The 24,831-nt window shown below is 66.5% G+C and carries 24 protein-coding genes; 10 read left to right on the top strand and 14 right to left on the bottom strand.

Going from position 1 to position 24,831, the window contains the following annotated elements:
• Positions 1-14: 14 nt before the first annotated feature.
• A complete protein-coding gene (locus tag AC2EAL_RS03230; protein WP_484722728.1) occupies positions 15-1,037 on the bottom strand; it encodes a TerC family protein in 1,023 nt (340 codons plus the stop codon).
• 310 nt (positions 1,038-1,347) lie between these two features.
• Here AC2EAL_RS03230 and aroC point away from each other — a divergent pair, with 310 nt between their 5' ends.
• Complete coding sequence (gene aroC / locus AC2EAL_RS03225; RefSeq protein ID WP_484722727.1) at positions 1,348-2,448, top strand: chorismate synthase; 1,101 nt, start codon at positions 1,348-1,350, stop codon at positions 2,446-2,448.
• Positions 2,449-2,462: 14 nt separating this feature from the next.
• On the opposite strand, the gene AC2EAL_RS03220 is transcribed toward aroC, so the two are convergent.
• From AC2EAL_RS03220 to AC2EAL_RS03170, 11 genes are all read right to left on the bottom strand, one after another.
• Positions 2,463-3,572 (bottom strand): Gfo/Idh/MocA family protein, encoded by a 1,110-nt coding sequence (locus AC2EAL_RS03220; RefSeq protein WP_484722726.1) that lies wholly within the window; start codon positions 3,570-3,572, stop codon positions 2,463-2,465.
• Positions 3,569-4,645 carry a Gfo/Idh/MocA family protein gene (locus tag AC2EAL_RS03215; protein ID WP_484722725.1) on the bottom strand — a complete coding sequence of 359 codons (1,077 nt, stop codon included), beginning with the start codon at positions 4,643-4,645 and terminating at the stop codon, positions 3,569-3,571. The genes AC2EAL_RS03220 and AC2EAL_RS03215 overlap by 4 nt, the downstream gene beginning before the upstream one ends.
• Before the next feature lie 11 nt (positions 4,646-4,656).
• Positions 4,657-5,631 (bottom strand): ABC transporter permease, encoded by a 975-nt coding sequence (locus AC2EAL_RS03210; protein WP_484722724.1) that lies wholly within the window; start codon positions 5,629-5,631, stop codon positions 4,657-4,659.
• A complete protein-coding gene (locus AC2EAL_RS03205) occupies positions 5,628-6,578 on the bottom strand; it encodes an ABC transporter permease (RefSeq protein WP_484722723.1) in 951 nt (316 codons plus the stop codon). Before AC2EAL_RS03205 ends, AC2EAL_RS03210 begins: the two co-directional genes overlap by 4 nt.
• 169 nt (positions 6,579-6,747) lie before the next feature.
• Entirely contained in the window at positions 6,748-8,238 is a 1,491-nt protein-coding gene (locus AC2EAL_RS03200) for a sugar ABC transporter ATP-binding protein (protein WP_484722722.1), read from the bottom strand.
• Between the two features lie 72 nt (positions 8,239-8,310).
• Entirely contained in the window at positions 8,311-9,327 is a 1,017-nt protein-coding gene (locus AC2EAL_RS03195) for an ABC transporter substrate-binding protein (protein WP_484722721.1), read from the bottom strand.
• Positions 9,328-9,364: 37 nt separating this feature from the next.
• Positions 9,365-10,279: a sugar phosphate isomerase/epimerase family protein gene (locus AC2EAL_RS03190; protein WP_484722720.1), complete on the bottom strand. Its 915-nt coding sequence runs from the start codon at positions 10,277-10,279 to the stop codon at positions 9,365-9,367.
• A 3-nt stretch (positions 10,280-10,282) separates the two neighbouring features.
• Positions 10,283-11,431 (bottom strand): Gfo/Idh/MocA family protein, encoded by a 1,149-nt coding sequence (locus AC2EAL_RS03185; RefSeq protein ID WP_484722719.1) that lies wholly within the window; start codon positions 11,429-11,431, stop codon positions 10,283-10,285.
• Positions 11,424-12,149, bottom strand: coding sequence for an SDR family NAD(P)-dependent oxidoreductase (locus tag AC2EAL_RS03180; RefSeq protein ID WP_484722718.1), 726 nt, complete (start codon positions 12,147-12,149; stop codon positions 11,424-11,426). The genes AC2EAL_RS03185 and AC2EAL_RS03180 overlap by 8 nt, the downstream gene beginning before the upstream one ends.
• A complete protein-coding gene (locus AC2EAL_RS03175; protein WP_484722717.1) occupies positions 12,146-13,063 on the bottom strand; it encodes a MurR/RpiR family transcriptional regulator in 918 nt (305 codons plus the stop codon). The genes AC2EAL_RS03180 and AC2EAL_RS03175 overlap by 4 nt, the downstream gene beginning before the upstream one ends.
• On the bottom strand, positions 13,060-13,830 hold the full coding sequence (locus AC2EAL_RS03170) for an oxidoreductase (protein WP_484722716.1): 771 nt from the start codon (positions 13,828-13,830) through the stop codon (positions 13,060-13,062). Before AC2EAL_RS03170 ends, AC2EAL_RS03175 begins: the two co-directional genes overlap by 4 nt.
• Positions 13,831-14,122: 292 nt before the next feature.
• Here AC2EAL_RS03170 and rpsD point away from each other — a divergent pair, with 292 nt between their 5' ends.
• The 6 genes from rpsD (at position 14,123) to AC2EAL_RS03140 (ending at position 19,775) form a co-directional block, all read left to right on the top strand.
• The gene (gene rpsD, locus AC2EAL_RS03165) at positions 14,123-14,743 is read left to right on the top strand and encodes a 30S ribosomal protein S4 (RefSeq protein WP_484722715.1); all 621 of its coding nucleotides are present in this window, start codon (positions 14,123-14,125) and stop codon (positions 14,741-14,743) included.
• 82 nt (positions 14,744-14,825) lie between these two features.
• Entirely contained in the window at positions 14,826-15,359 is a 534-nt protein-coding gene (locus tag AC2EAL_RS03160; protein WP_484722714.1) for a TIGR00645 family protein, read from the top strand.
• Between the two features lie 10 nt (positions 15,360-15,369).
• Positions 15,370-16,785: a homospermidine synthase gene (locus AC2EAL_RS03155; protein ID WP_484722713.1), complete on the top strand. Its 1,416-nt coding sequence runs from the start codon at positions 15,370-15,372 to the stop codon at positions 16,783-16,785.
• Between the two features lie 79 nt (positions 16,786-16,864).
• A complete protein-coding gene (gene hisC, locus AC2EAL_RS03150) occupies positions 16,865-17,950 on the top strand; it encodes a histidinol-phosphate transaminase (RefSeq protein WP_484722712.1) in 1,086 nt (361 codons plus the stop codon).
• A complete protein-coding gene (locus AC2EAL_RS03145) occupies positions 17,947-18,867 on the top strand; it encodes a prephenate/arogenate dehydrogenase family protein (protein WP_484722711.1) in 921 nt (306 codons plus the stop codon). The genes hisC and AC2EAL_RS03145 overlap by 4 nt, the downstream gene beginning before the upstream one ends.
• Positions 18,864-19,775 (top strand): extensin-like domain-containing protein, encoded by a 912-nt coding sequence (locus tag AC2EAL_RS03140; RefSeq protein WP_484722710.1) that lies wholly within the window; start codon positions 18,864-18,866, stop codon positions 19,773-19,775. Before AC2EAL_RS03145 ends, AC2EAL_RS03140 begins: the two co-directional genes overlap by 4 nt.
• Here AC2EAL_RS03140 and AC2EAL_RS03135 read toward each other — a convergent pair.
• A complete protein-coding gene (locus tag AC2EAL_RS03135; RefSeq protein ID WP_484722709.1) occupies positions 19,772-20,815 on the bottom strand; it encodes a DUF2125 domain-containing protein in 1,044 nt (347 codons plus the stop codon). The two genes, AC2EAL_RS03140 and AC2EAL_RS03135, sit on opposite strands and share 4 nt — an antisense overlap.
• A 63-nt stretch (positions 20,816-20,878) precedes the next feature.
• On the opposite strand from AC2EAL_RS03135, the gene AC2EAL_RS03130 reads away from it, so the two are divergent.
• The 3 genes from AC2EAL_RS03130 to AC2EAL_RS03120 all read left to right on the top strand — a co-directional run bounded on the left by AC2EAL_RS03130 (position 20,879) and on the right by AC2EAL_RS03120 (position 24,269).
• The gene (locus tag AC2EAL_RS03130; protein WP_484722708.1) at positions 20,879-21,406 is read left to right on the top strand and encodes a gamma-glutamylcyclotransferase; all 528 of its coding nucleotides are present in this window, start codon (positions 20,879-20,881) and stop codon (positions 21,404-21,406) included.
• Positions 21,407-21,493: 87 nt separating this feature from the next.
• Positions 21,494-22,660, top strand: a complete 1,167-nt coding sequence (locus tag AC2EAL_RS03125; RefSeq protein ID WP_484723389.1) for a biopolymer transporter ExbB — start codon at positions 21,494-21,496, stop codon at positions 22,658-22,660.
• A gap of 1 nt (position 22,661) precedes the next feature.
• On the top strand, positions 22,662-24,269 hold the full coding sequence (locus tag AC2EAL_RS03120; protein ID WP_484722707.1) for a peptidoglycan -binding protein: 1,608 nt from the start codon (positions 22,662-22,664) through the stop codon (positions 24,267-24,269).
• Between the two features lie 4 nt (positions 24,270-24,273).
• Here AC2EAL_RS03120 and AC2EAL_RS03115 read toward each other — a convergent pair whose 3' ends face one another.
• Positions 24,274-24,744 carry a Cif family virulence factor gene (locus AC2EAL_RS03115; RefSeq protein WP_484722706.1) on the bottom strand — a complete coding sequence of 157 codons (471 nt, stop codon included), beginning with the start codon at positions 24,742-24,744 and terminating at the stop codon, positions 24,274-24,276.
• Positions 24,745-24,831 lie beyond the last annotated feature (87 nt).

Raw genomic sequence — 24,831 nt, 5'->3', positions numbered from 1 at the left:
TCAGACCGGCGGCCTTACTCGGCCGCCTTGACCTCTTTCCCGTGTCCGTCGTCATCGCCGCGCGTCTTCCACAGCGAGTAGAAGATGCCGGCCGCGATGATGCCGATGGTTATGGCCAGCGACAGGTAGGGGTCGAACTTGCCGAAGAAGTAGCTGTAGAAGCCCTTCAGGCCGATGAAGATCAGCACCACGGCCAGCGCATACTTCAGGTAGTGGAAGCGGTGCACCAGGGCGGCCAGCGCGAAGTACAGCGCGCGCAGGCCGAGGATCGCCATGATGTTCGCGGTGTAGACGATGAAGGTGTCGGTGGTGATCAGGAAGATCGCGGGCACCGAGTCTACGGCGAAGATCAGGTCGGCGAAGTTGATGACGATCAGCGCGACGAAGAGGGGCGTCGCGAAGAGGACCAGCTTGCCTGTGGTCGGGTGTGGCTGGCGGACGAAGAACTTCTGCCCGTGCAGGTCCTTGGTCACGTTCATGTACTTCGCCGTCAGCTTCACCACCGGGTTCTTCGACACATCCATGTCGCCTTCCGGCACAACCAGCATCTTGATCCCGGTCAGCGCGAGGAAGGCTGCAAAGACCAGCGTGACCCACGCGTAGGTCGAGATCAGCTCGGCCCCGATGGCGATCATGATGCCGCGCAGGATGATGACGCCGATGATGCCCCAGACGAGTGCCCGGTACTGGTATTTCCGGGGAATGGCGAAGTAGCCGAAGATCAGCGAGATGACGAAGACGTTGTCGATCGAGAGCACCTTCTCGATGATGTAGCCCTGGAAGTAACTGGCCACCGGGTTGGTGCCGTCGCTGGTGACCAATGTGCCGTTCTGCCAGGCCCACCAGATGTAACCGCCAAACAGGATCGCGATGAAAATGTAGAAAGCGGAAAGCTTCAGGCTTTCGGCAACGCCAAGCTCGTGGTCATCCTTGTGCAGCACGCCCAGGTCGAAGGCCATCAGCGCGATGACGATGGTCAGGAACATCATCCACAGCCAGAGCGGCTTGTTGACGAATTCGTAGAAGAGGAAATCCATCCCCGTGAACCTCTATTCGGGTGCGTCGAGAGGTCAGCCTTGTTAGGGGCAGAGTGCCGGGCTGACATCGAGCACGATTTCTCGATGCGGTCCGACATCACGTGCGCCAATAGGGAATTGGCGACGCCAGAGGGGCCCGGCCCGCAGTACCGTTAGGTGGGGCTGGGGTGCGACAATTCAACCCCATGCAACGCGCATTTTTCACGGAGGCGTGAGTCGGCTGTGAAGTTTGGCCGGGTTTCGCAGGCTCAGGGGGCTTGTGGCGGGGGCCGCGTGGCCTGTATGCCCAACACCAAGCGAGGATGAGCCCATGAGCCTGAACACCTTCGGTCACCTGTTCCGCGTCACGACCTGGGGCGAAAGCCACGGGCCGGCCATCGGCTGCACGGTGGACGGGTGTCCCCCCGGCGTCAGCGTGAGCGAGGCGGATATCCAGCCCTGGCTGGACAAGCGGAAGCCGGGGCAGAACAAGTTCACCACCCAGCGGAAAGAGCCGGACGAGGTTCGCATCCTTTCGGGGGTGTTCGAGGGCAGGACCACGGGCACGCCGATCCAGCTGATGATCGAGAACACCGACCAGCGGTCGAAGGACTATGGCGAGATCGCCCAGTCGTTCCGGCCGGGGCATGCCGACATCACCTATCACCAGAAGTACGGCATCCGGGACTATCGAGGTGGCGGGCGGTCTTCTGCTCGTGAGACGGCTTCGCGCGTGGCGGCGGGTGGCGTGGCCCGCGCTGCTCTGGCGGCGCTGGTGCCGGGGCTGAAGATCACGGGTTACATGGTGCAGATGGGGGTCAAGGGGATCGACCGCAGCCGGTTCGATGCCGAGGAGATCGAGCGGAACCCGTTCTGGGTGCCCGATGCCGTGGCAGCGGTCGAATGGGCCGAGTATCTGGATGCGCTGCGGCTGTCGCACAACTCGGTCGGGGCGGTGATCGAGGTGGTGGCGGAAGGCGTCCCGGCGGGTCTGGGGGCTCCGCTTTACGGGAAGCTGGATAGTGACCTGGCCTCTGCGATGATGTCGATCAACGCCGTGAAGGGCGTGGAGATCGGCGAGGGGATGGCGGCGGCGGCCCTTACGGGGGTGGAGAACGCCGACGAGATCCGGATGGGCAAGGATGGGCCGGAGTTCCTGTCGAACCACGCGGGCGGCATTCTTGGTGGGATTTCCACCGGGCAGCCGGTGGTGTGCAGGTTTGCGGTAAAGCCGACGTCAAGTATCCTGACGCCGCGGCAGACGGTGACCCAGGGCGGTCAGGAGGTCGACCTGATCACCAAGGGCCGGCATGACCCCTGCGTCGGCATCCGCGCGGTGCCGGTGGGCGAGGCGATGATGGCCTGTGTCTTGCTAGACCACCTGTTGCTTGATCGCGGCCAGACTGGCGGCGTGCGCGGCCGCATCGGCTAACGGGCCGGCGCCTGTCAGAGGCTGAGGCGGGTTGCCGTGCCGACCTGCACCGGCTGGCCCGTGCGGCGCGACTGGATGGCGGCGAAGGCGAGGGCGAGGCTGTCGAGGTTTTCCTCGGCGCCGTTCGCCGGTTCGGTGTCGTCCTCGATGGCGACGAGCAAAGCGCCCATTGCCCCGCGGAAGCCGTCGTTGAACCAGGTACCCTGCAGGTGCGGGCGGGCGATGCCTGCGGCGGTGGTCAGGGTGACGGACTGCTGGCCAAGGTCCGGCCCATCGCTTTGCAGGCTGCCCTTCGTGCCCGCGATGTAGGTCGTGTCGCGGGGGCCGTGCGGGGTGGCGCCGTCGAAGACCAGCGAGGCCTGGCCGCCCTCCATCTGCACCAGGCATTGCGCAAGGAGCGGGGCCTTGGCGGTCTGGCCGGTGGCGGTTGCGGCGGTGGCGAAGACGGTCTGTGCCCGGGGGCCGATGACGCTGCGCAGGAAGTCGAACCAATGGATGCCGAAGTCGTAGAGGATAAGGTCGTTGATTTTCTCGAATGGTGTCCCGGCGATCCAGCCGTGGTTCCAGTGGATCGAGATGTGCGTGGAGATGACGTCGCCGACCAGCCCGGCACGGACGGCTTCACGCATCCAGGCGAGGTGCGGGGCCCAGCGGCCGTTCTGGTTGATCGCGAGCTTCACGCCGTTGTCGCGGGCGAGGGCGACGAGGCGGCGGCCTTCCTCCAGGTCCAGTACGAAGGGCTTTTGCGACAGGACGTGTTTGCGGGCCTTCAGCGCCGCCTCGATGATCGGCAGGCGGTCGGCGGGGTGCGGGGTGATGTCGACCACGTCGATGGTGGGGTCTGCGAGGACCTCTTCCCAGCGGTTGGTGACGCGGGCCTTTGGGGTGAATTCGGCGGCCTTGGCTTCGGCTTTCGCAAGGGTCCGGTTGCAGATTGCGGCGACCTCCCAGCCCGCCGTGCGGTAGGCGTCGAGGTGGGCGGAGACGATGCCGCCCGCCCCGATCACGCCGATCTGCGGGCGGTAGGCACGCGGCATGGGCGGCTGGTAAGGCAGGTCGGGGGCGGCGACCTCGGCCAGAGCGGTGGATTTCAGGGCATAGCTGTCGGCGTCGGGTTCGCTCATGGGACCAGCGGGAGAGTGCGCTTCTGGCGGGCGGATTCGGCGGCGGTGTCGACGATGCGCTGGCCAATCAGGCTGACGGCGGGGTCAAGGGGGCCGTTCAGGGGTTCACCCCGCGAGATGCAGCCAAGGACGTATTCGATGGCATTGCGTCCGCCCGGTGGCAGGGGGTCGGACGGGATGGGGTGCGGCTCCGGGTTCGCGCGAGTCTGCACGGTGACGTGGTCGTCGTAGTCCCATGAGGAGATGGTGCCTTCGGTGCCGACAAGGATGAAGCCGCATTTAGGTTGCGGCTGGATCACCCAGGGGTCGGTGAAGGTGCCCCAGCGGGTCTCCATCTTCGATAGGCCCTTGGCGTAGCGGCAGATGGTGACCGAGTGCTGGTCAACCTCGATCCCCGGGGTTTCGTCGGTGACGCAGGTAACTTCCAGTGGGGCCTCGCCATTGCGGTACCAGGTGCCCAGGGTCGCACCGTAGCCGAGGTAGTCCAGAAGGCTCCCCCCGCCGCTGGCGCGCTTGTACCACCAGGAGGTGGGCTTCTGGCGTTCCACTTCCTCGCGGCTGACCTCGATCTTGTCGGCCAGGTGGTAGAGCGGCCCGCGGTTGCCGCCGTAGGAGTGGATCTCGATCACCTCGCCGATCAGGCCTTCGTCGACCAAGCGCTTGGCGGTGACGTGGGATTCGACCCAGCGGAGCGGCCAGTTGATGGCCAGGTATTTGCCGGTGGGTTTGACGGCGTCAATCATCGCGCGGGCGTCGGCGACCGAGGCGGCGAAGGGTTTCTCGACGAAGACATGGACGCCGTAGTCCGCAAGACGCTTGGTGTAGTCGGCGTGGTTCGCCGTGGCGGCGCAGAGGATGGCGAGGTCGGGTTTTGCCGTCCGCATGCAGGTGTCGAAGTCGGTGAAGACGCGGTCCGATGGGATGCCGAAGGTGTCGATGGCGCGCTGCATCGTGGCGCGGTCGGGGTCGAAGATGCCGGCGATCTCGGCATCGGGGTGGTCGTGCACGCAGCGGAGGAGGTCGCCCATGTGCATGTGGTCGAAGCTGATGCCGACGATGCGGAACTTTGCCATGAAGGGTCCTTTCAGCTGCGTTCGGTGAGCCGGATGAAAAGCGCGGTGACGGCCAGGATGATGAGGCCGAAGAGGATGCGACGGCCCCCTTCCGGGATCTGCATGAGGGTCAGCATGGAGGTCAGGACGGTCAGGATCAGCGCGCCGACGATGGTGCCGCCGTACCCCCCGCGCCCGCCGAAGATCGAGGTGCCGCCGATGACGGCTGCGGCGACGGAAGGAAGGTCGAGGGGGAGTGCCAGCGACAGCGAGGCGGTCTTGATCTGGCCGAGGTAGAGGAGGCCCGTCACCCCCGCGATCAGGCTGGAGAGGGTGTAGAGCGTGAGGTGGACCTGCCAGACGCGGACTCCGGAGAGCCTCGCGGCGGCCTCATTCGCGCCGATGGCGTAGAGGAGGCGGCCAAAGCCGGTGCGGCGCTGGGCCCAGATGACAAGGATCGCGAAGGGGATGAAGAGGGCGAGACTGTTCGGCAGGCCCCAGGTGCGCCCGGTCCCGAGCCAGAGGAGGGCGTCGGGGATCAGGACTCCGGTCGCGATGACATAGCGCTGGTAGACGAGGAGGCAGCCGGTGGCGATCAGCGCGGTGCCGAGCGTCATGATCAGCGGGTGGACGCGGCAGATGGCGATGCCGAAGCCGTTGACGAGGCCAATGACCAGGGCCGAGGCGATGGCAATCGCGATGGCCGGGGGGACGCCGATCAGGGGGGCGAGGGTCGCGGTCAGGTAGGCGGCGATGGTGGCCGCAGTGCCGACGGAAAGGTCGATGCCGCCGGTCAGCATGGTCATGGTCTGGCAGGCGGCGAGCATGGCCAAGGGGATCGCGATCTTCAGCGTGTTCGACACCCAGAACATGCTGAGGACGCCGGGGTTCAGGATCGCAAGCACGGCGATGAGCAGGATCAGGAGGCCGATCAGTGGCAGGAGCGGGCGGTCCACCATCAGGCGGCCAAGGCGGTTCATCGCGGTGGGGGTGTCAGTCATCGTCATGTGCGCCTCGCCCGCGTTGCCAGAACCGCGCCGAACATCACGACTACGACCATGATCGTGCCCTCAATGATCGCGGCGACGTTGGGGTCGACCGACAGGAGCGTCAGGTCCAACCGCACAGTGCGCAGGATGAGGACGGCGAGGATGGGGCCGAGGATGCCGCCGCGTCCGCCGCCGAGGACCACGCCGCCAAGGACGACGGCGGCGACGGAGGCGAGGAGGTAGGGGCCGGGGATCGGCTCGCCGATGCCGGTGCCCATGGAGACGGAGAGGCCGCCGAGGGCGGCGAAGAGGCCGCAGAGGGCGTAGGCGATGATGCGGGTCTGCCCCACGGGCACGCCGGAGCGGAAGGCGGCGAGGGGGTCGGAGCCGATGGCGTAGAGGCGGAGGCCCAGCTTGGAGCGGCGGATGGGGAGCCAGATGACGGCGGTGACGACGGCGAGGAAGACGATGGCTCGCGGGAGCCAGTCGGGGCCGAAGCTGCCGGTGATGAGGGAGCGGAGCCAGGGGGCGATGGACCCTCCGGGCGCGTTGAGGATCAGGAGGGCGACGCCCTGCCAGACGAAGAGCATGGCGAGGGTGACGACGATGTCGGGGACTTTCGTCACGACGATGAGGGTGCCGTTGATGGTGCCCATGAGGAGGCCGAGGAGGAGGACGCCGATCACGATGGGGATGGACTGCGCGTCGGTGGCGCCGTCCATCAGCACGGCGGCGGTGACGCTGGCGACGGCCATCATCGCAGCGATGCTAAGGTCGATGCCGCCGGCGATGACGACGATGGCCATGCCGACGGTCGCCAGCGCGAAGGGGAGTGCTGCACGGGCGAGGCTGTCGAGGCCCGAGGCGCCGAAATCGGGCTGGATGAGCTTGGTGAGGAGGAGGAGCGCCACCAGGAGGACGGCGAGCCCCAAGGTCCAGCTGTTGGCGTCGATCCAGCGCTTCATGGCTGGACTCCGGGGTGTCGGGCAGAGCCCCCCACCCCCATCCCCTCCCCACAGGGGGGAGGGGAGGCGCTTGGAGTTTCCGGTGTGCGCTGTGGTTGGCGGTAAGCGCTTCCCTCCCCCCATGTGGGGGAGGGAGAGGGTGGGGGGGCTGTCACGAAAGCCAAACGCTTCATGCCGGGGCCTTCTCGGTCAGGCCGTAGGCGGCGCGCATCAGGGTGGGTTCGTCGGCGTCGTGCGCGTCGATCACATCCACCACGCGGCCGTTGAAGATCACCACGGCGCGGTCGCAGGCGAGGCGAATTTCGGCAAGTTCGGAGGTGTAGAAAAGGACCGCGGCACCCTGATCGGCGAGATCGCGGACCAGGCCGTAGATCTGCCGCTTGGTGCGAATGTCGATGCCGCGCGTCGGGTCGAAGAGGAGGAGCGTCTGTACCCCCTTGGCGATCCACCGGGCGATGGTGACCTTCTGCTGGTTGCCGCCGGAGAGCCTGCGGACCTCTCCTTGAGCGCGGGTGTCGATCTGCAGGGTTTCGATGGCTTGGCCGACCTTCGTCGCTTCCTCGCCCATCCGGATCGCGCCCCAGTTGCGGATGCGGGCCAGAAGCGGCACGGCAATGTTCTCGCGGACGGAGCGGGACATGAGTAGCGCATGGGCGCGGTCACCGGGGACGAGCGTGAGGCCGGCCGCAATGGCGTCGGCAGGGTGGTGGAAGGTCTTGGGGGTGCCGTCGACCTCGACCGTCCCGGCGCTGGCGCGGCGGTTCCCGGCGAGGACGTCGAAGAGTTCGTCCTGCCCCTGGCCTTCGAGGGCGACGACGCCCAGGACCTCGCCCTTGTGGAGGTCGAAGGAGACGTCGGTGAGGCGGGTGCCTGTCTTGAGGCTGCGGACCCGCAGGCGCGGGGCGGTGGTGGGGACGGGCTTCAACGGGCGGTCCTCGGCCACGGCTGCGGCGACGGTGCTGCCGAGCATCATCGCGACGATGCGCTCCTCGATGCCGGGTTCGATGGCGACGTCACCGACGGTCAGGCCGTCGCGCAGGACCGTGGCGCGGTCACAGATCGCGGCGATTTCGTTGAAGCGGTGCGAGACATAGACGACGGAGCGGCCTGCGTCGGCCTGGGCGCGGACGGTCTTCAGCACGCGCTCGACAAGGTCGGTTGGCAGGGCGGCGGTCAACTCGTCGAGGAGGAGGACGTCGGGCTCGATAGCCAACGCGCGGGCGAGGTCGACGATGCGGAGGGAAGCGAGGGGGAGGGAGCGGATCACCGCCTCGGGGTCGAGGTCGGGGAGGCCCAGTTCAGCGACCCAGTGGCGGAAGGGATCGACCGGCGTGTCGCCGAGGCGGAGGTTGTCGAGGACCGAGAGGTCGGGGATGAGGGACGGCTCCTGGTAGACCGGGACAAGGCCCCAGCGCCGGGCCCCGGCGGGGTTGGCCACGGTGCTGTCGCGGCCCTTGATCTTCACATGGCCGGAGTCGGGTTTGAGGACGCCGGTCAGGATCTTGACGAAGGTGGACTTCCCCGCCCCGTTCGCGCCCATCAGGGCCACGACCTGCCCCGCCTTCACCTGCAGCGAAGCGTTCTTCAGGGCCTGGACCGCGCCGAAGCGCTTGGCGACTCCCGTGGCGTCGAGAACGGCGTCGGAGGGGGCATCCGGCATGGCAGGCTTTCGGGTATGGGAAGGCGGCCCCCGGAAGGTATCCGGGGGCAGCAATGGATCAGGCGACGGGGCTTATTCGCCCGGGCCCTTGCAGGCGATGATCTGGTCCATCGAGTAGTTCGTCCAGCCGGGGATCGAGACTGAGACCGGCCATTCAGGCGACAGGTTCGGGTTCGCGGCGGCGGCAAGCTTGGCCTTGCCCTCGTCGGTCACGTTCTCCCACAGCTCCGGGTTCACCAGCACGGTCTTCTCGGCCGGCATCTTGCCGTCGAGGATCTGGATCGCCAGCGCCACGCCCGCGCCGCCGACCGAGCCGGGGTTGGTGACGGCAGCGCCCATCAAGCCCTCGACGCTGGACAGCTGGCCGACGAAGCCAGCGTTGTCCGCGCCGACGACCGGGACCATCGGCGCGCCTGCTTCGACCAGCGCATCAACGATCACGTTGTCGATGCCAGAGGTCCAGATGCCCTGGAACGGCACGCCCGCCGCGATGATGTCGTTGATCTGCTGCTTGCCCTGGTCCTGCTGCCAGCCGGTGAAGACCTCTTGCGCGACGGTGATCTCCGGGAACTCGGCCATCGCCCGCTTGAAGCCCTTGTCGCGGTCGTTGTCGGCGCCGGCACCCGCGGCCCCCCGCATATAGACGACGGCGCCCTTGCCGCCCATCTGTTCGAACAGCCACTTCGCGCCGAGGTAGGCGTACTCTTCCTGGTTGTTCGACAGGATGTAAGCCGAAGGCTCGGTCACCGCCTGGTCGACGGCCACCACGACGATGCCCGCGTCGGTCGCTTCCTTGATCGCGGCGTTGATGCCGTCGGCGTTCGCGGGGTTCACGACGATCGCATTGACGCCCGCCTGGATCAGGTTGCGGATGTCTTCCAGCTGACCTGCCGCGTCAGTGTTGCGGTGGGCGATGTTCAGGCTTTCGACCTTGCCCGAGGCCAGTGCCTCGGCCTTCATCGCGCAGACCATCTGTTCGCGCCAGCCGTTCCCCTGCACGGTGTTCGAGACGCCGATCTTGTAGCCCTCGGCGGCGGCCATCCCGGCCAGACCCATGGCAAGGGCGGTTCCAAGCAACAGTCGTTTCATCGTGATCCTCCCAGATCGTTGGTTGTCGTTGGTCGTTCTATTTGACGAAGGGGCGCAGGACGTCCCTGGCCAGTGCGAAGCCTCGTTTCACCTTATCATCGGTGCCTTCGAAGGTCCGGTCCTCGTGTTCGATGATGATGGGGCCATCGTAGCCCGCGCGATAGAGATTCGCGAAAAAATCCGGCCAGTCGACTTCGCCAAGGCCCGGCATCCGTGGAATCTGCCATCCCATCCCCAGCGACATGATCCCGTGGTCATAAAGCCCGTCGCGGTCGATCATCAGGTCCTTGGCGTGGACGTGGACCATGCGGGGGCCGAATTCGCGGACAAAGCGGGCGGCGTCGATCATCTGCCAGACAAGGTGGCTGGGGTCGTAGTTCATCCCCACGGCATCTCCCCAGGTGTCGAAGATGCGCCGCCAGACCTTGGGCGAGTAAGCGATGTTGTGCCCGCCCGGCCATTCGTCGTGGCTGAAGATCATCGGGCAGTTCTCGAAAGCAAGCGTGACGCCCTTGTCCCTGGCATGGGCGACGATGGGGGCGAAGATCTCGGTGGCGCGGGTCCAGTTCTGGTCGACGGTCAGTGTCCGGTCACCGCCGACAAAGGTGTTCACCACCTTGATGCCCATCAGGCTGGCGGCGGTGATGACCTTCTTCAGATGGCTGATGACAGCGTCCCGGTGGCCCGCGTCAGAATGGAGCGGGTTCGGGTAGTAGCCTAGGCCCGAGACACTCAGGCCCTTGGCCTTCAGCATCCCCATGATCTCGCTGCCGCGCGCGGCGGTCATGTCCTCGATCGGCAGGTGCGCGGTCCCGGCATAGCGGCGCTTTTCGCCCCCGGCTTGTGGCCAGCAGGCGATTTCCAGCGCCTCGAAGCCCGCGCTGGCGGCGTAGTCGGTGACGGCCTCAAGGGGCGTGTCGGGGAAGGGGGCGGTGAGGATGCCAAGTTTCATGTCTTATCCCACATTGACCCAGGTTCCGCTTGCGGCGCTGGCAAGGACCGCGTCGCAGAAGAGCATCTCGTAGTGGCCGTCGTCGAAGGTGGCCCAGGTGGAGTCTTTCCCCCGGCCCCCGCGCGCCACGTCGCGGTAGACTTGCGTAAAGAAGGCGGCCCAGGTGTCGGCGAAGCCTTCCGGGTGGCCGCCGGGCATGAAGGCGGCGGCGGTGCCGGTGGGGTTCATGAGCGACGGGTCGCGGAGGAGGATCTGGTTCGGCCCCTCGCGGTGGCCGATCCACAGGTCCTCGGGGTGTTCGGCGGACCAGGCGGCGGAGGCCTTGGAGCCGGAGATATCCCAGGAGAGGAGCCCCCGGCGACCGTGGCTGACCTGGCTCGTCGACATCATCCCCCGCCCGCCGTTGCCGTAGCGCAGCAGGATGGTCGCCGCGTCGTCGGTTTCGATCTTGCGCGTCTCGGTCGGGCCCTTGGTGGCAGTGAAGGTTTCGACCGGGCCGGTGGGTTTCTGGCGTTCCTTGATGAAGGTCGCCAGTTCCGCTATCACCGCTACGGGCTTCTGGCCGGTGATGAAGTTCGTCAGGTCCACCCAATGCGTGCCGATGTCACTGACCGACCGCAGCGGCCCGCCCTCGGACGCCTCCAGCCGCCAGTTCCAGTCAGTGTCCTTGGCCAGCCAGTCCTGGTGGAAATGGCCGGTGATGAGGCGCAGGTCGCCAAGGTCGCCAGCCTTCATCATCCCGTGGGCGTGCTGGTTCAGCGGGTAGAAGCGGGTGTTGTAGCAGACCGCCGCGACCTTTCCGCTCGCGCGGGCCATCTGCACCATCTCGGCCGACTGGGTCGAGGTCATGGCCAGCGGCTTTTCGCAGATGACGTGCTTTCCGGCGGCGAGGATCGCCTTGACCTGCGGGTAGTGCGCAACGTTGGGCGAGGTGACATGGACCACCTGCACGCCCGGGTCGGCGAGGAGTTCATCCAGCGACGAATAGGCCTTTGCCACACCAAGCGCGCGCGCACGCTCCGCCCCTCGCGCGGCGCTGGAGCCAAGGACCCCGACGATGGGGATGCCGAGGCGGCGAAGGGTGGAGAGGTGCACCGCGCCGATGAAGCCGGTGCCGATGACGGCGGCGCCGATGCTGGAAAGGTCAGACAACGGAATATCCCCCATCAATGGCAAGGCAGGTGCCGGTCATGAAGCCCGCCGCATCCGAGGCCAGGAACAGGACCGGCCCGGCGATGTCCTGAGGCTCGCCCCAACGGCCCATGGGCGTGCGGGCCGAGACGTTGGCGACATGCACCGGGTCGGTCCGGCTGCGGGCAGATTGCTGGGTGACGATGAACCCCGGCGCGACGGCATTCACCCGGATGCCATCCCCGGCCCAGGCAATCGCCAGCGACTTCGTCAACTGCACCACGGCGGCCTTCGACGCGCCATAGGCCGGGTTCTTCGGGCTACCGAACATCGCGTACATCGAGGCGATGTTGATAAGCGCCCCCTTTGCGGCCTTGAGTTGGGAATGGAACGCCTCGGCCATGCGGAAGGTACCGTGCAGGTTCACGTTGACCACATGGGCGAAGAAGTCAGGCGCCATCTCCTCACCCCGCGCGGTGATCGCGGCGCAGTTGACCAACACGTCGACCTTGTCGTGCTTCGCGGCGAAGTCCCGGACGGCCACCCCGTCGGTCACGTCCAGCTGGGTGTAGGCAAAGCGCGCCGCATCCTCGGGCGCGGGCTCGGGTTCAGCCCCAGTGATCGCCACCTTTGCCCCCGCGTCCTGGAAGGCCCGGGCAATGGCTGCACCGATTCCCGCCTTGCTGGCGCCGACGACAACAACCTCGGCCCCCGCAAAGTCAAAGCGAGTGTGCATCATGACGTCCTCCCCCCGGAGTTCTTGCCGTCATGTTTGGCCAAGCGATGAGTCGATGCAACGGATTTTTCATTTCCGGGATTTTGGGTATTCCCAACCGCCCCGAGCCTGTGGCCCAACCCGACGATCATCGCCTGCGCCACGACAAGAGCGGGGACCTGGCTGCGGAAATGGCCAAGCCGCGCCTCGTTGACGTAAAGGACATGGGTGCCAAGGCCCGCAACGGGTGACAGCGCGTTGTCGGTGATGACCAGCACCCGGTTGCCCCGCGCTGCCGCCATTCGAACGACCTCTACCGTCTCGGGCGTGTAGTCGTCGAAGGTCATCGCCAGCAGCGTATCCCCTGGCCCCATCGCGGCCACCTGCATTGCCCGCATGGCGCCGAGGTTGTCGATCAGCTGCGCTCGCCGTCCGATGCTGCCGAGGCCATAAACCGTATAGGCCCCCAGACCGAATGCCCCCCGCGCGGCTGCGACATGGACCACCTCGGTCGCGGCAAGTACCTCGACGAAGGCCGCAAGCTGGTCACGGTCCAGCGCCTCTTCGATGCGGAGGAGGGACTGCACGGCGGCCTGCACGAAACTGCCGAACACCACCCCGGGCTGGTCCAGGTCACTGTCCCCCGCGCCAGTGACCCGTTCGGCATAGGGCAGACGCGGGCCAAGCAACCGTTCCCGGAACACCTGCTGCAGGTCGGCAAAGCCCTGGAAGCCCATTTCCTTTGCAAAGCGGGTGATCGTGGCGGGGGGCACGTCGGACAGGTCCGCCAGGCGGACGAGGGTGGAAACGGCCACCTCCTCGGGGTGGTTCAAGCAGAACTGCGCCACCTGCGCCAGCCGCTTTGACAGACGGTCGGAGCGGGCGACCAGCGCCATGCGCAAGGCCTCGAAATCGCGGGGCGGGCCTGCCTCGGTCATCGCGCGCCTGCCACCCGCTGCTCGAAGTCGATGATCGCCCCGCTCATCGGGGTCGAGGCATCGGACAAGAGGAACGCCGCCAGCCGGGCGCATTCTTCGGCGGTGACGAGCCGACCCAGCGGCTCGGTAGCGGCGACCTTCGCCTCCCAGTCCGGTCCCAGAAGCGCGGTCTGAAGCCGGTCTTCGGTTTCCGTGGCGACCCAGCCCAGGTTGATGCCGTTGACCCTGATGCGGTCGGCCATGTGGGCGTTGGCGGCGTTCTTGGTCAGGGTGACCATCGCCCCTTTGGAGGCCGCATAGATCGCCAGGTCCGGGATGCCGCAATGGGCGTTCATTGTCAGGATGTTGACGATGGCCCCTGCCGCGCCGCGCCCCCGCATGTCGGCGATGGCGGCCTGCATCAGCAGGAACCCGGCGCGGGCGTTGACGGCAAAGAGCTGGTCCCAGGTCTCGGCTGTGCCGGTCACGAAGGACGCCCGGGTGGTCAGGCCCGCCGCGTTCACCAGCCCGTCGATCCGGCCAAAGGCCCTGCGCGCGGCGTCTGCAATCGTGGCGGGGGCGGCGGTGTCGGTCAGGTCGGCGACGATGGTCTGGACGGCGGTGGTCGGGGAAAGCTCGTCGCCGATCCGGGCAAGCCCCGATGCATCGCGGTCGGTCAGGAGCAGGGCGCCCACGCCCTCGGCCGCCAGCATCCGGGCGATGGCCGCACCGATGCCGCTTGCCGCCCCGGTGACGATCACCGCCTGCCGCTGAAGGTCCAGGTTCATCCGCCGATTCCCGCCAGAAGGCTTAGCCGATTCCGCCGGGCCATGGTGACGAATGCCCGCGCTTCCGGGAATACCCCTTTTGCGGGCAGGGTCGGGCCCAGGCTTGCGCGGTGGGGGACCTGCTGTTGACTCCCCCGGTTTCCCTTGTATAAGCCGCCCGTCCCGGAAGCGATTCCGGGGCTTTTCATTGGTGTTGGTGGCCCCTGCAAGGGGATGCCTGTCGCCGGGGAGACCCGGAGAGGACAACGCCCTTCATCGCCGCCCCGCGCGGCACCATAGAAGGAGATCAGCGGTGACCAAACGCACCTCTGCCAAGTACAAGATCGACCGCCGCATGGGCGAGAACATCTGGGGCCGTCCGAAGTCCCCGATCAACAAGCGTGAATATGGCCCGGGCCAGCACGGCCAGCGCCGGAAGAACAAGCTGTCGGACTTCGGTACGCAGCTGCGCGCCAAGCAGAAGCTCAAGGGCTACTACGGCGACCTGACCGAAAAGCAGTTCCGCAAGATCTATGCCGAAGCCGAGCGCGTCCGCGGCGACACCGGCGAGATGCTGATCGGCCTGTTGGAGCGTCGCCTGGACGCGGTGGTCTACCGCGCCAAGTTCGTCCCGACCATTTTCGCCGCCCGCCAGTTCGTCAACCACGGCCACGTCCTGGTGAACGGCAAGCGTGTGAACATCGCATCCTATCGCGTGTCGGAAGGCGACGTGATCGAAGTGCGCCAGAAGTCCAAGCAGATGGCCGCGATTACCGAAGCCATCGCTCTGACCGAGCGTGACGTTCCGGACTATCTGGAAGTCGACAACAACAAGCTGACGGCCAAGTTCGTCCGCACCCCGGGCCTGGGCGACGTGCCCTATCCGGTGCAGATGGAACCGAACCTGGTCGTGGAATACTACGCGAAGAACTAAGGTTGCAGTGCGCTGTAGCGCACCCTACGATCCTGGGCCGTGCCGTGAAAGGTGCGGCCCTTTGCGTTTCCGGGAGCGGGTGATGAGCGACAAGAATTTGGTCGAGACGACGTTCGAGAAGGGCCTTTTCGCCAGCCGCTGGCTGATGGCGCCGATGTACCTGGGCCTGGTGGTGACGCTGGGGATGCTGACGGTGATCTTCGTCAAGGAGCTGTTCTACTACCTGCCGCAGGTGCTGGACCTGACGGCCGAAGGGATGATCCTGGTGGCGCTGACGCTGATCGACCTGACGCTGGCGGCGAACCTGCTGCTGATCGTGATGTTCTCGGGCTACGAGAGCTTCGTGTCGAAGTTCGACATCGACGTGGGCGATGACAGGCCGGGCTGGATGGGCAAGGTCGATTTCGGCGGGCTGAAAATGAAGCTGATCGCGTCGATCGTGGCGATCTCGGGGATCCATCTCCTGAAGCGGTTCATGGAGATCAGCGACCTGGATACCGCGACGACCTTCGGCGAGACCGAGATGTACTGGCTGGTGGTGATCCATCTGACCTTTGTGGTCTCGGGCGTGCTGATGGCGCTGATGGATTGGCTGCAGGCCAGGACCTACAAGTAAGGAGAGAGCCATGACCTACCCGGTGCATGCGCGCGTGGACGGCGCGCTGGTGATGATCGGATTCGGTTCGATCGGGCGGGGCGTGCTGCCCTTGATCGAACGGCATATCGGGTTCGAGCGGGAGCACTTTACGGTCATCGAGCCGACGGATGAATATGCGCATATCCTGCGCGACCACGGCATCCGGCATCTGCAGGTGGCGCTGACGGCAGAGAACTTCGCCGAAGTGCTGCGCAGCCTGTTCCCGGCGGGGCGGGGGATGATCGTCAACCTTTCGGTGGACGTGGATTCGATCGAGCTGATGAAGCTCGCCCAGAAGATGGGGGTCCAGTACATCGACACGGTGGTGGAGCCCTGGCCGGGGTTCTACTTCGGGTCCTCGCTGCCGAATGCCGACCGGACGAACTATCCGCTGCGGGAACGCGTGCGGGAGCTGGGGAAGGCCTATGTCGGCGGGCCGACGGCGGTGTCGTGCTGCGGGGCGAACCCGGGGATGGTCAGCTGGCTTTTGAAAGAGGCGCTGCTCCGGCTGGCGGCGGATACCGGCGTCAAGGCCGATCCGAAGTCGCGCGGGGATTGGGCGGCGCTGATGCAGGGGCTGGGGGTCAAGGGCATCCATGTGGCCGAGCGGGATACCCAGGTTTCGGCCAAGGCCAAGCCGCTGGGGGTCTTTGTGAACACCTGGTCTGTGGATGGGTTGCTCTCCGAAGGCTATCAGCCGGCGGAACTTGGCTGGGGCACGCACGAGAAGAAGCTCCCCCCGAACGGCCATGCCTTCGACCACGGGCCGGGCTATGCGATCTGGATTGACCGGCCCGGCGCGGATACCCGCGTGCGGTCCTGGTGCCCGGATGTGGGCCCGCAGTTCGGCTATGTCATCACCCACAACGAGGCGCTGTCGATCCCGGATTACTACACCGTCTGGGACGGCGCGAAGGCGGTCTACCGACCGACCTGCCATTACGCCTACCATCCCTGCAACGACGCGATCCTTTCGCTGCACGAGATGAACGGCGCCGGCAAGCGCCAGGCGGAACAGCATATCCTGACGGCCGAGGAGATCGTGGCGGGCGGGGATGACCTGGGGGTGTTCCTCTACGGCCATGCCAAGGGCGCAATGTGGTACGGCTCGCGGCTGGCGTGTGAGGACGCGCGCAGGCTGGCGCCTTACCAGAACGCCACTGGGATGCAGGTGACATCCGCCGTGCTGGCGGCGATGGTCTGGGCGGCAGAGAACCCGAACGAGGGCTTCGTCGAGGCCGACGAGATGGACCATGTCCGCTGCCTGGAGGTCCAGCGCCCCTATCTGGGCCGGATCGAGTGCCATTACACTGACTGGACCCCGATCCAGAACCGGATCAACAGCTTTGCCGAAGATCGCGACGACGAAGACCCCTGGCAGTTCACCAACTTCCTTGCCGTGTGAGGCGAACCGCCACTCTGGGTGGAAGCCTCTGGTCTAAAGCGGTTTTGGCGGGTAAAGCGTCCTCAACCGGGGGGTCCAGATGAACGACCAGATCAAGCCGCAGCCAGGTATCCTTGACATCGCCCTTTACGAGGGCGGCAAGGCGCATGTGGCGGGCGTGGCGAATGTCGTGAAGCTGTCGTCGAACGAGAACCCGTTCGGGCCGTCGGACAAGGCGAAAGAGGCGTTTGCGCGCACCGTTCACAGCCTGCACCGCTATCCCAACACCGACCACGCCGACCTGCGCGCGGCGATTGCCGAGGTGCACAAGCTGGACGCCTCCCGCATCATCTGCGGGGCGGGGTCAGACGAGATCATCACCTTCCTCTGCCAGGCCTATGCCGGGCCGCGGGATGAGGTGGTGTTCACCGAGCATGGGTTCCTGATGTACCGCATCTCGACCATGGCCGTGGGTGCAACCCCGGTCGAGGTGCAGGAGCGTGAGCGGACGGCGGATGTGGATGCGATCCTGGCCGCCTGCAACCGGCGCACAAAGCTTGTCTTCATCGCCAATCCGAACAACCCCACCGGCACGATGATTTCGCCAGCCGAGATCGCGCGGCTGGCCGAAAACCTGCCGCCGCAGGCATTGCTGGTGCTGGACGGGGCCTATGCGGAATATGTCGAGGGCTATGACGGCGGCGCGGCGCTGGTCGATGCGCGCGACAACGTGGTGATGACCCGGACCTTTTCCAAGATCTACGGGCTGGGTGGGCTGCGGATCGGCTGGGGCTATGGCCCGAAGCACGTCATCGACGTCCTGAACCGCATCCGGGGGCCGTTCAACCTGTCGTCGACCCAGCTGGAAACCGCCGAGGCCGCCGTGCGGGATCAGGCCTATCTTGCCCACTGCCGGGCGGAAAACAGCCGGATGCGCTCGTGGCTGGCCAATGCGCTGGCCGAACTTGGGGTGCCGTCGGACACCTCGCTGGCGAACTTCATCCTTGCGCGGTTCGCCAGCCAGGAAGAGGCAGAGGCCTGCGATGCCCACCTGCAGAAGCAGGGCCTGATCGTGCGGCGGGTGGCGGGCTATAAGCTGCCGCACTGCCTGCGGATCACCATCGGCGATGAGGCGTCCTGCCGCCAGGTCGCCCATGCAGTGGCGCAGTTCAAGGGTGCGAAATGATGTACCAGCGCGTCGCCCTGATCGGTCTGGGGCTGATCGCCTCGTCCATGGCGCATGCGATGCGGGCGGGTGGGCTGGCCGGTGAGATCGTGGGTTACGCCAAGTCGGCCGAAACGCGGGCGGTGGCGAAGGAGCTGTTCTGCGACCGGGTGACCGAGACGGCGGCCGAGGCGGTCAAGGGCGCGGACCTGGTGGTGCTGGCGGTGCCGGTCGGCGCGATGGAAGCGATTGCCGCCGAGATCGGGCCGCATCTGGCTCCGGGGGCCACTGTGACGGACGTAGGCTCTGTCAAGCGGGCGGTCGTGGATGCGGTCGCACCGTATGTGCCTGCGGGGGTGCATTTCATCCCGGGCCATCCGCTGGCAGGGACGGAGTATTCCGGCCCGCGGTCGGGCTTCGCCACGCTGTTCCAGAACCGCTGGTGGCTCTTGACCCCTGCGCCGGATGCGGATGCTGGCGCGGTGGCCAAGCTGCGGTCGGCACTGGAAGCGATGGGCGCGAATGTCGACGAGATGGATGTCGACCACCATGACCTGGTGCTGGCGGTCGTGAGCCACGTGCCGCATGCGATTGCCTACACGATGGTGGGTGTAGCCGATCACATGCGGCGGGTGTCGCAGTCGGAGGTCATCAAGTATTCCGCCTCGGGGTTCCGGGACTTCACCCGGATTGCCGCAAGCGACCCGGTGATGTGGCGCGACGTGTTCCTGACCAACAAGGACGCGGTGCTGGATATCCTTGGCCGCTTTGCCGAAGAGCTGTTCGTGCTGCAGCGGGCGATCCGGATGGGGGATGGTGATCATCTGCACGCCTATTTCACCCGCACCCGCGCCATTCGCCGGGGCATCATCGAGGCGGGGCAGGATACGGCCGCGCCGGATTTCGGTCGCGCGGCGCCTTCGGGGGCCAACCGGTGACGGCGCTGCGGCGCTTGTGTCTGCTGCTGGGCCTCTGCCTGGCGCAGGCCGCCGTTGCGCAAGAGATCGACCGATCCCTGCGGCCCGTGGCCAACCCTCGGCTGGGCGAAGCGGTTGTCCTGCCGCAGCCGACGGGTGACCTGCAGTCCCAGGCGGCGGCCCTGGCCCCGGTGGCTGCGCAAGCGGCAGTGGCGGAAGACGTCCCGCCTGATGCGATGCTGCGCTCCCTGCGCCCCCTAGCCCGACCCAAGGCCCTGACTGCGCGACTGGCGGGGTTGAAGGCGGCCTCGAACGCGCCGGGACTGGATCTTGCCGCGCCCGCGCCCGAGGACGAGATCGACCTGGCCGCGATCCCGCCGCCGACCCGCAAGGAAGAGCGGAAGAAGCGGCGCGAGAAGGCCTCACGCGCCGGGTCGGTCTGCGGCGTGGCGGCGATCAAGGGCGAAGAGATCGCGCGGATCACCTCCAAGGTGAAAGGCTGCGGCGTCGAGGACCCGGTGCGCGTCACCTCGGTCGCCGGGGTCCGGTTAAGCCAGCCCGCGACGGTCGATTGTTCCATCGCCAAGGCGCTGAATTCCTGGGTGGATGAGGTCGCGCAGCCCGCCTTTGACGGCAAGCTGGTCGAGTTGCAGATTGCCGCGCATTACATCTGCCGCAGCCGCAACAACGTGAAGGGCGCGAAGATCAGCGAGCATGGCAAGGGACGTGCGGTCGATATCTCGGCCTTCATCCTGTCGAACGGCAAGGTGCTGACCGTGTCACAGAACTACAACAGGCTGCTACGGCGCATCTACAAAGCGGCCTGCGGGTACTTCAAGACCACGCTAGGCCCGGGGTCGGATGGGTATCACGAGGACCATTTCCACTTCGACACCTCGGCCCGGAAGGGCGGCGCCTACTGCCGTTAGCCGGAGGGCGGCACCATCAGGGGGGCCGGGCCAAGGGGGAAGGGGCCAAAGCTCATCCGGCCCTCGGCAAGCGTCAGTTTCAGGGACAGGATGGAAAGGTCCGGTGACTGCGCGGCCAAGGCCTGCATGCCGCGCGCGACGGTGGGGGCGGCCTCGGGCGTGATGGCCCCGGCGGCGACCAGGAGGGCGGGGAGGCGGTTCCAGTTGGTGACCTCGACCGTGACTTCGCCGGCAGCAAAGCCCTGGTCGTCAGCCGCGACGATGCCCTTCGCGGTGGCGGACAGCTGGCCCCAGGTGAGGTTGAAGCGACTGATGTCGATCTTGGTCAACAGCGGCCGCGTTTCACCCGCGTGGCGGTCAAGCGGCGCAGTGAAGGTGAGGTAGATTCCGGTGCGGAGGCCTTCGATGGTGGCGGGCAGGTCCGAGGCGGGCAGGTCCGGGATCGTCACGGATTGCACGGCGGCAAGGAAGGCGGGATCAGGCGCGATCTGGGCCAGGTCGGCGGCGAAGAGATAGGTGTTCGGGGCGTCACCCGCCCCCTCAACCTCTTCGTCGGCGCTGAACGAGATCACGCTGCGCCCCGTGCCTGCCGTCCAGCCTGCGGATGACGTCGCGGCCAGTTGATTGGCTTCCAGAACGATGGCGGCGAGCGGCAGGTCGGTCGCGGGTCTGGCGCGGAAGCTGGCCTTCAGGCCTTCGGAAGCGATGTCGATCTCTTGGCCAGGGACGGTCACTTGCTGGTCCGGCGGGAAGGCCGCGATCACGTGCCAAGGTTTCCAGGTCATCGCAAAGACCTGGACGAAGGGCGCCTTCCAGCCGAAGGTCTGCGATGGGTCGGACAACTGCAGCCCCTCGACCGTCACGTCGAAGCGGTTCGGGAAACCTGTGACCGTCAGTGCGGACTTTTCGGCCACCAGCCCCTGCGTTACGGCACCCGCGAATCCGTCCTCGACCCCCTGCCGGATCGCGCCTGCGCCGACGAACCAGTAGCCCGACCAGAGCCCCGCGCCCAAGAGGATGAGAAACAAAAGCTTGCGCATCGACCGGCCCTTTTCATTGCCTGTGGCCCGGTGTTTACAGGGCGAAACGCAACAGGACCAGACATGCACACGACCTTGTGGGTCTTCGGCTACGGATCGCTGATCTGGGACCCGGGCTTTCCGGTCGCAGAACGCCGCATCGCGCGTCTGGACGGCTGGCATCGCAGTTTCTGCATGCGGTCGATCCACCATCGCGGCACGGTCGACAGCCCAGGGCTGGTGCTGGCGCTGGACCGGGCCGAGGGCGCGACCTGCACCGGCGTCGCTTTTCGCGTCACCCCCGGGCATGAGGCCGCAACCCTGTCAGCTCTGCGGGAACGCGAGCTGGTTTCCTCTGCCTATCTGGAGCTGACCCTGCCCGTCGTTACCGATGTCGGTCCGCTTGACGCCCTGGCCTATGTCATCGACCCCGACCACTCGCAGTACTGCCAGCTGGATCACGAGGAACAGGCGCATATCATCGCCCGCGCCCATGGCGGGCGGGGCGCTAATCGGGATTACCTTTGGTCCACCGCCGCGCACTTGGCCGACCTTGGCATCGGCGACCCCGATCTGGAATGGCTGGCCGCCCGGGTGCGCGAGCTGACCTGACCTTTTGCTTGGCAGATTCCGCCATCCTGATAGTCTTGCCGGCAAGAGCAGGGACCAGAGGACAGACAGAGGACAAACATGTCCCATATTGACCAGCGGGCGGCCGAGGTTTCGACGACCTTCTCGCAACCGATCCGGGCGATCACCACGATGCTTCTGGTCTGCGCCCTGGTCGGCAGCGGGGCCTGGCTGATCCACGCGCAGATCGTCGACATCCTGCGCGCCAACACGATCCTGAACGGCGTCATCGCGCTGGTCTTCCTGTTCGGCGTCCTGTCCTGCTTCTGGCAGGTCTGGATCCTGGCGCAATCGGTCTACTGGATCGAGAACTTCGTCCGCGGCACCCCGGGCACCGAAGACGCCAGCCCGCCGCGCCTGTTGGCCCCGCTGGCGGCCCTCCTCCGCTCACGCTCGGCCCGGATGACGATTTCGGCCTCTTCGTCCCGGTCCATCCAGGAATCGGTCGTCCAGCGGATCGACGAGGCGCGCGACATCACGCGCTATCTGATCAACCTCCTGGTCTTCCTGGGTCTGCTTGGCACCTTCTGGGGCCTGGCGACCACCGTCCCCGCCGTGGTCGAGACCATCCGGTCGCTGGCCCCGCAGGAAGGCGAAAGCGGGCTGGATGTCTTCGGCAAGCTGATGGGGGGCCTCGAAAGCCAGCTGGGCGGGATGGGGACGGCGTTCTCCTCTTCGCTTCTGGGCCTTGCGGGGTCGCTGGTCCTTGGCCTCTTGGAACTGTTCGCCGGGCACGGCCAGAACCGGTTCATCCGCGAGCTGGAGGAGTGGCTCTCCTCGATCACCCGGCTTGGCTATGCGGGCGACGGCGAAAGCGCTGACCAGAACGCTCTGGGCCTTCTGGTTGACCACATGGCGCAGCAGTTGGAGGAGCTGCAGGCCCTGCAGTCGCAGACCGAAAACAGCCGCTTCCAGACCGAGATGAAGATCAGCGAACTGGTTACCGCGATCACCTCGCTGACGGATCGGATCGATTCGGAACGCGGTCAGGCTGCGCTCTTGCGCCGGATCGCCGAGGGGCAGGAGAAGCTTTTGGCCGCGCTGCAGACCGGAGAGGCGGGCGGCGGCAGCGACCCGGAAAGCCGGATGCGGCTGCGGTCGATCGACGTGCAGCTTCTGCGCATCCTGGAAGAGATGGCTGCCGGACGGCAGGAAACGCTGACCGACCTCAAGACCGACATTGGACAGCTGACCTCGGCCATCCGCCAGCTGGGTCGCAGCGCCGGGCGGGCCTGAGATGGTTGCACGGACCCGCCGCCGGGACAGCAGCATCATCTGGCCGGGCTTCGTCGATGCGGTGACCACGCTTCTGATGGTGCTGATGTTCGTCCTGACCATCTTCACCGTCATGCAATCGGTCCTGCGCGACACGATCACCACGCAGGACACCGAACTTGACGCCCTGACCGCCCAGGTCGCGCAGCTCGCCGATGCCCTGGGGCTGGAGCAGGCCAAGGCGACCGACCTTGAGGCGCGGGTGGCCGAACTGCAAGCGGGCCTCAGCACCGCCTTGGCCGAGGGCGAGCGGCAGGCCGGGCTGATCGCTTCACTAACCGCGGACCTGACGGCGCGGGAAGGCGAACTGGCCACGGCGAAAAGCCGGATCACCGATTTCGAGACGCAGGTGGCCGCGCTTCTGGTCGAACGCGACACGGCGCGGGGCGAGGCCGAGCGGCTGACCGCCTCGGTTGCCGATCTGGAAGCGGCCCGTGCGAAACTGGTCAGCGAGGCCGAAGCGATGGCGCTGGCGCTCGCCAAGGCGCGGGACGAGGTCGACGCCAATGCCGAGGCCGCCCGCCTTGCCGCCGCCCGCCGCGACGCGCTGGAGGCGCTGCTGGCGCAGGAAAAGACCAAGGGCGCTACGGATGCGGCTGCGCTGAAGGCCGCGCAAGAGCAGGTGACCGAGGCCGAAGCGGCACGTCTGGCCGATGCGGCAGCCTTGCAGGCGCTGCGCGACCGGCTGGCGAATGCCGACACCGAACTGACCGCGATGACCCTGGCGCTGGAGGAAGAGCGGAAGAAGGCAGAGGAGACGCTGACCCTTCTGGCCGCCGCGCGGACCGAGGCCGCGAAGGGCGCGACCGAGAAGGAGGCCGTCCTGGCTGCGGCCGAAGCGGCCCTGTTGGCCGAACAGGAAAAGGTGCTGGCCGCTGCGCGCGAGGTCGAGCTTTTGAACCAGCAGGTTGCCGCGCTGCGCAGCCAGCTTGGCAGTCTGCAATCGGTGCTGGATGAGGCCCGGGCCAGGGACGAGGCCGCCAAGGTGCAGTTGGAAACGCTGGGCAATGACCTGAACGCGGCCCTCGCCCAGGTCGCCGCCGAACAGCGCAAGCGGGCCGAGCTTGAGGCCGCCGAAGCCGCGCGGCTGGCTGCAGAAAACCTGGACCTCGCCCGGTTCCGGTCAGAGTTCTTTGGCCAGCTGTCGACCCTTCTGCAGGGGCGCGAGGGCGTGCGGGTGGTGGGGGACCGCTTTGTCTTCTCCTCCGAGGTGCTGTTTTCGGCCGGGTCCGCCGATCTTGCCCCCGAAGGGCGGGCGCAGATCGCCGGTGTGGTGCAGATCCTGGACGAGATCCGGGGCGAAATCCCCGAGGGGATCGACTGGATCATCCGGGTCGACGGGCACACCGACAACGTGCCGATCAACCCGGGCGCGGCCTTTGCCGACAACTGGGAGCTTAGCCAGGCCCGCGCGCTGTCGGTCGTCCGCTACATGCAGAACGAGCTGGGCTTTCCGCCCGACCGGATGGCGGCGACGGGCTTTGGCGAGTATCGGCCCGTCGCCCTGGGCGATGACGAGGCCTCACTCGCGCAGAACCGGCGGATCGAGCTGAAGCTGACCGAACGGTAGCGGGTCAGACGGCGGGTTTCGGCGCGACCGCACCTCGCGCGATGGTGGCCAATTGATCAAGCGAGATGGGCGCAACGATCGGGTCTGCATGGCGATGGGCCAGCCGCCATTCCTCGCCAAAGCGCTGATACACCAGCGTCGCGCGCAGGGACCAGTCCTGCTCGGTCAAGTTGCCGATAACGCCATGGGCCCGCTCAATGGCGACCAAAACGATCATGTCGGGCGTGGCATGGCTGGAGAGAAGCTCGAAGCTGGTATCCGCCCGCAAGAACCGGCGCGACATCGCCGCGATCTGGTCAGCGGACCAATCGATGCCGCCCGTTGTGGCGCCACCGAACGGGGTCATGATCGAGAAGTCGACCGTCTGTGGATTCAGTGCAAAGGACCCGGAAGCGTCGGCATTCATGAAACGATCGTGCGCCAGACGGGCGCGGTCGACAAGCTGGGCCAAAGGCGATTGGAGTTTGGGTGGCATGTGATCTGGTCCTAAAAAATCGCAGTTGAATAAGGACAAACCCGTCTGCCGCTTTGCCCGGAAAGTCAACCGGGCGAGGCCGCACCA

It is taken from the genome of Tabrizicola sp. T74, assembly GCF_057219935.1.
Note: the sequence above shows the minus strand (reverse complement) of the source record. Positions and strands in the feature narration are given on the sequence as shown.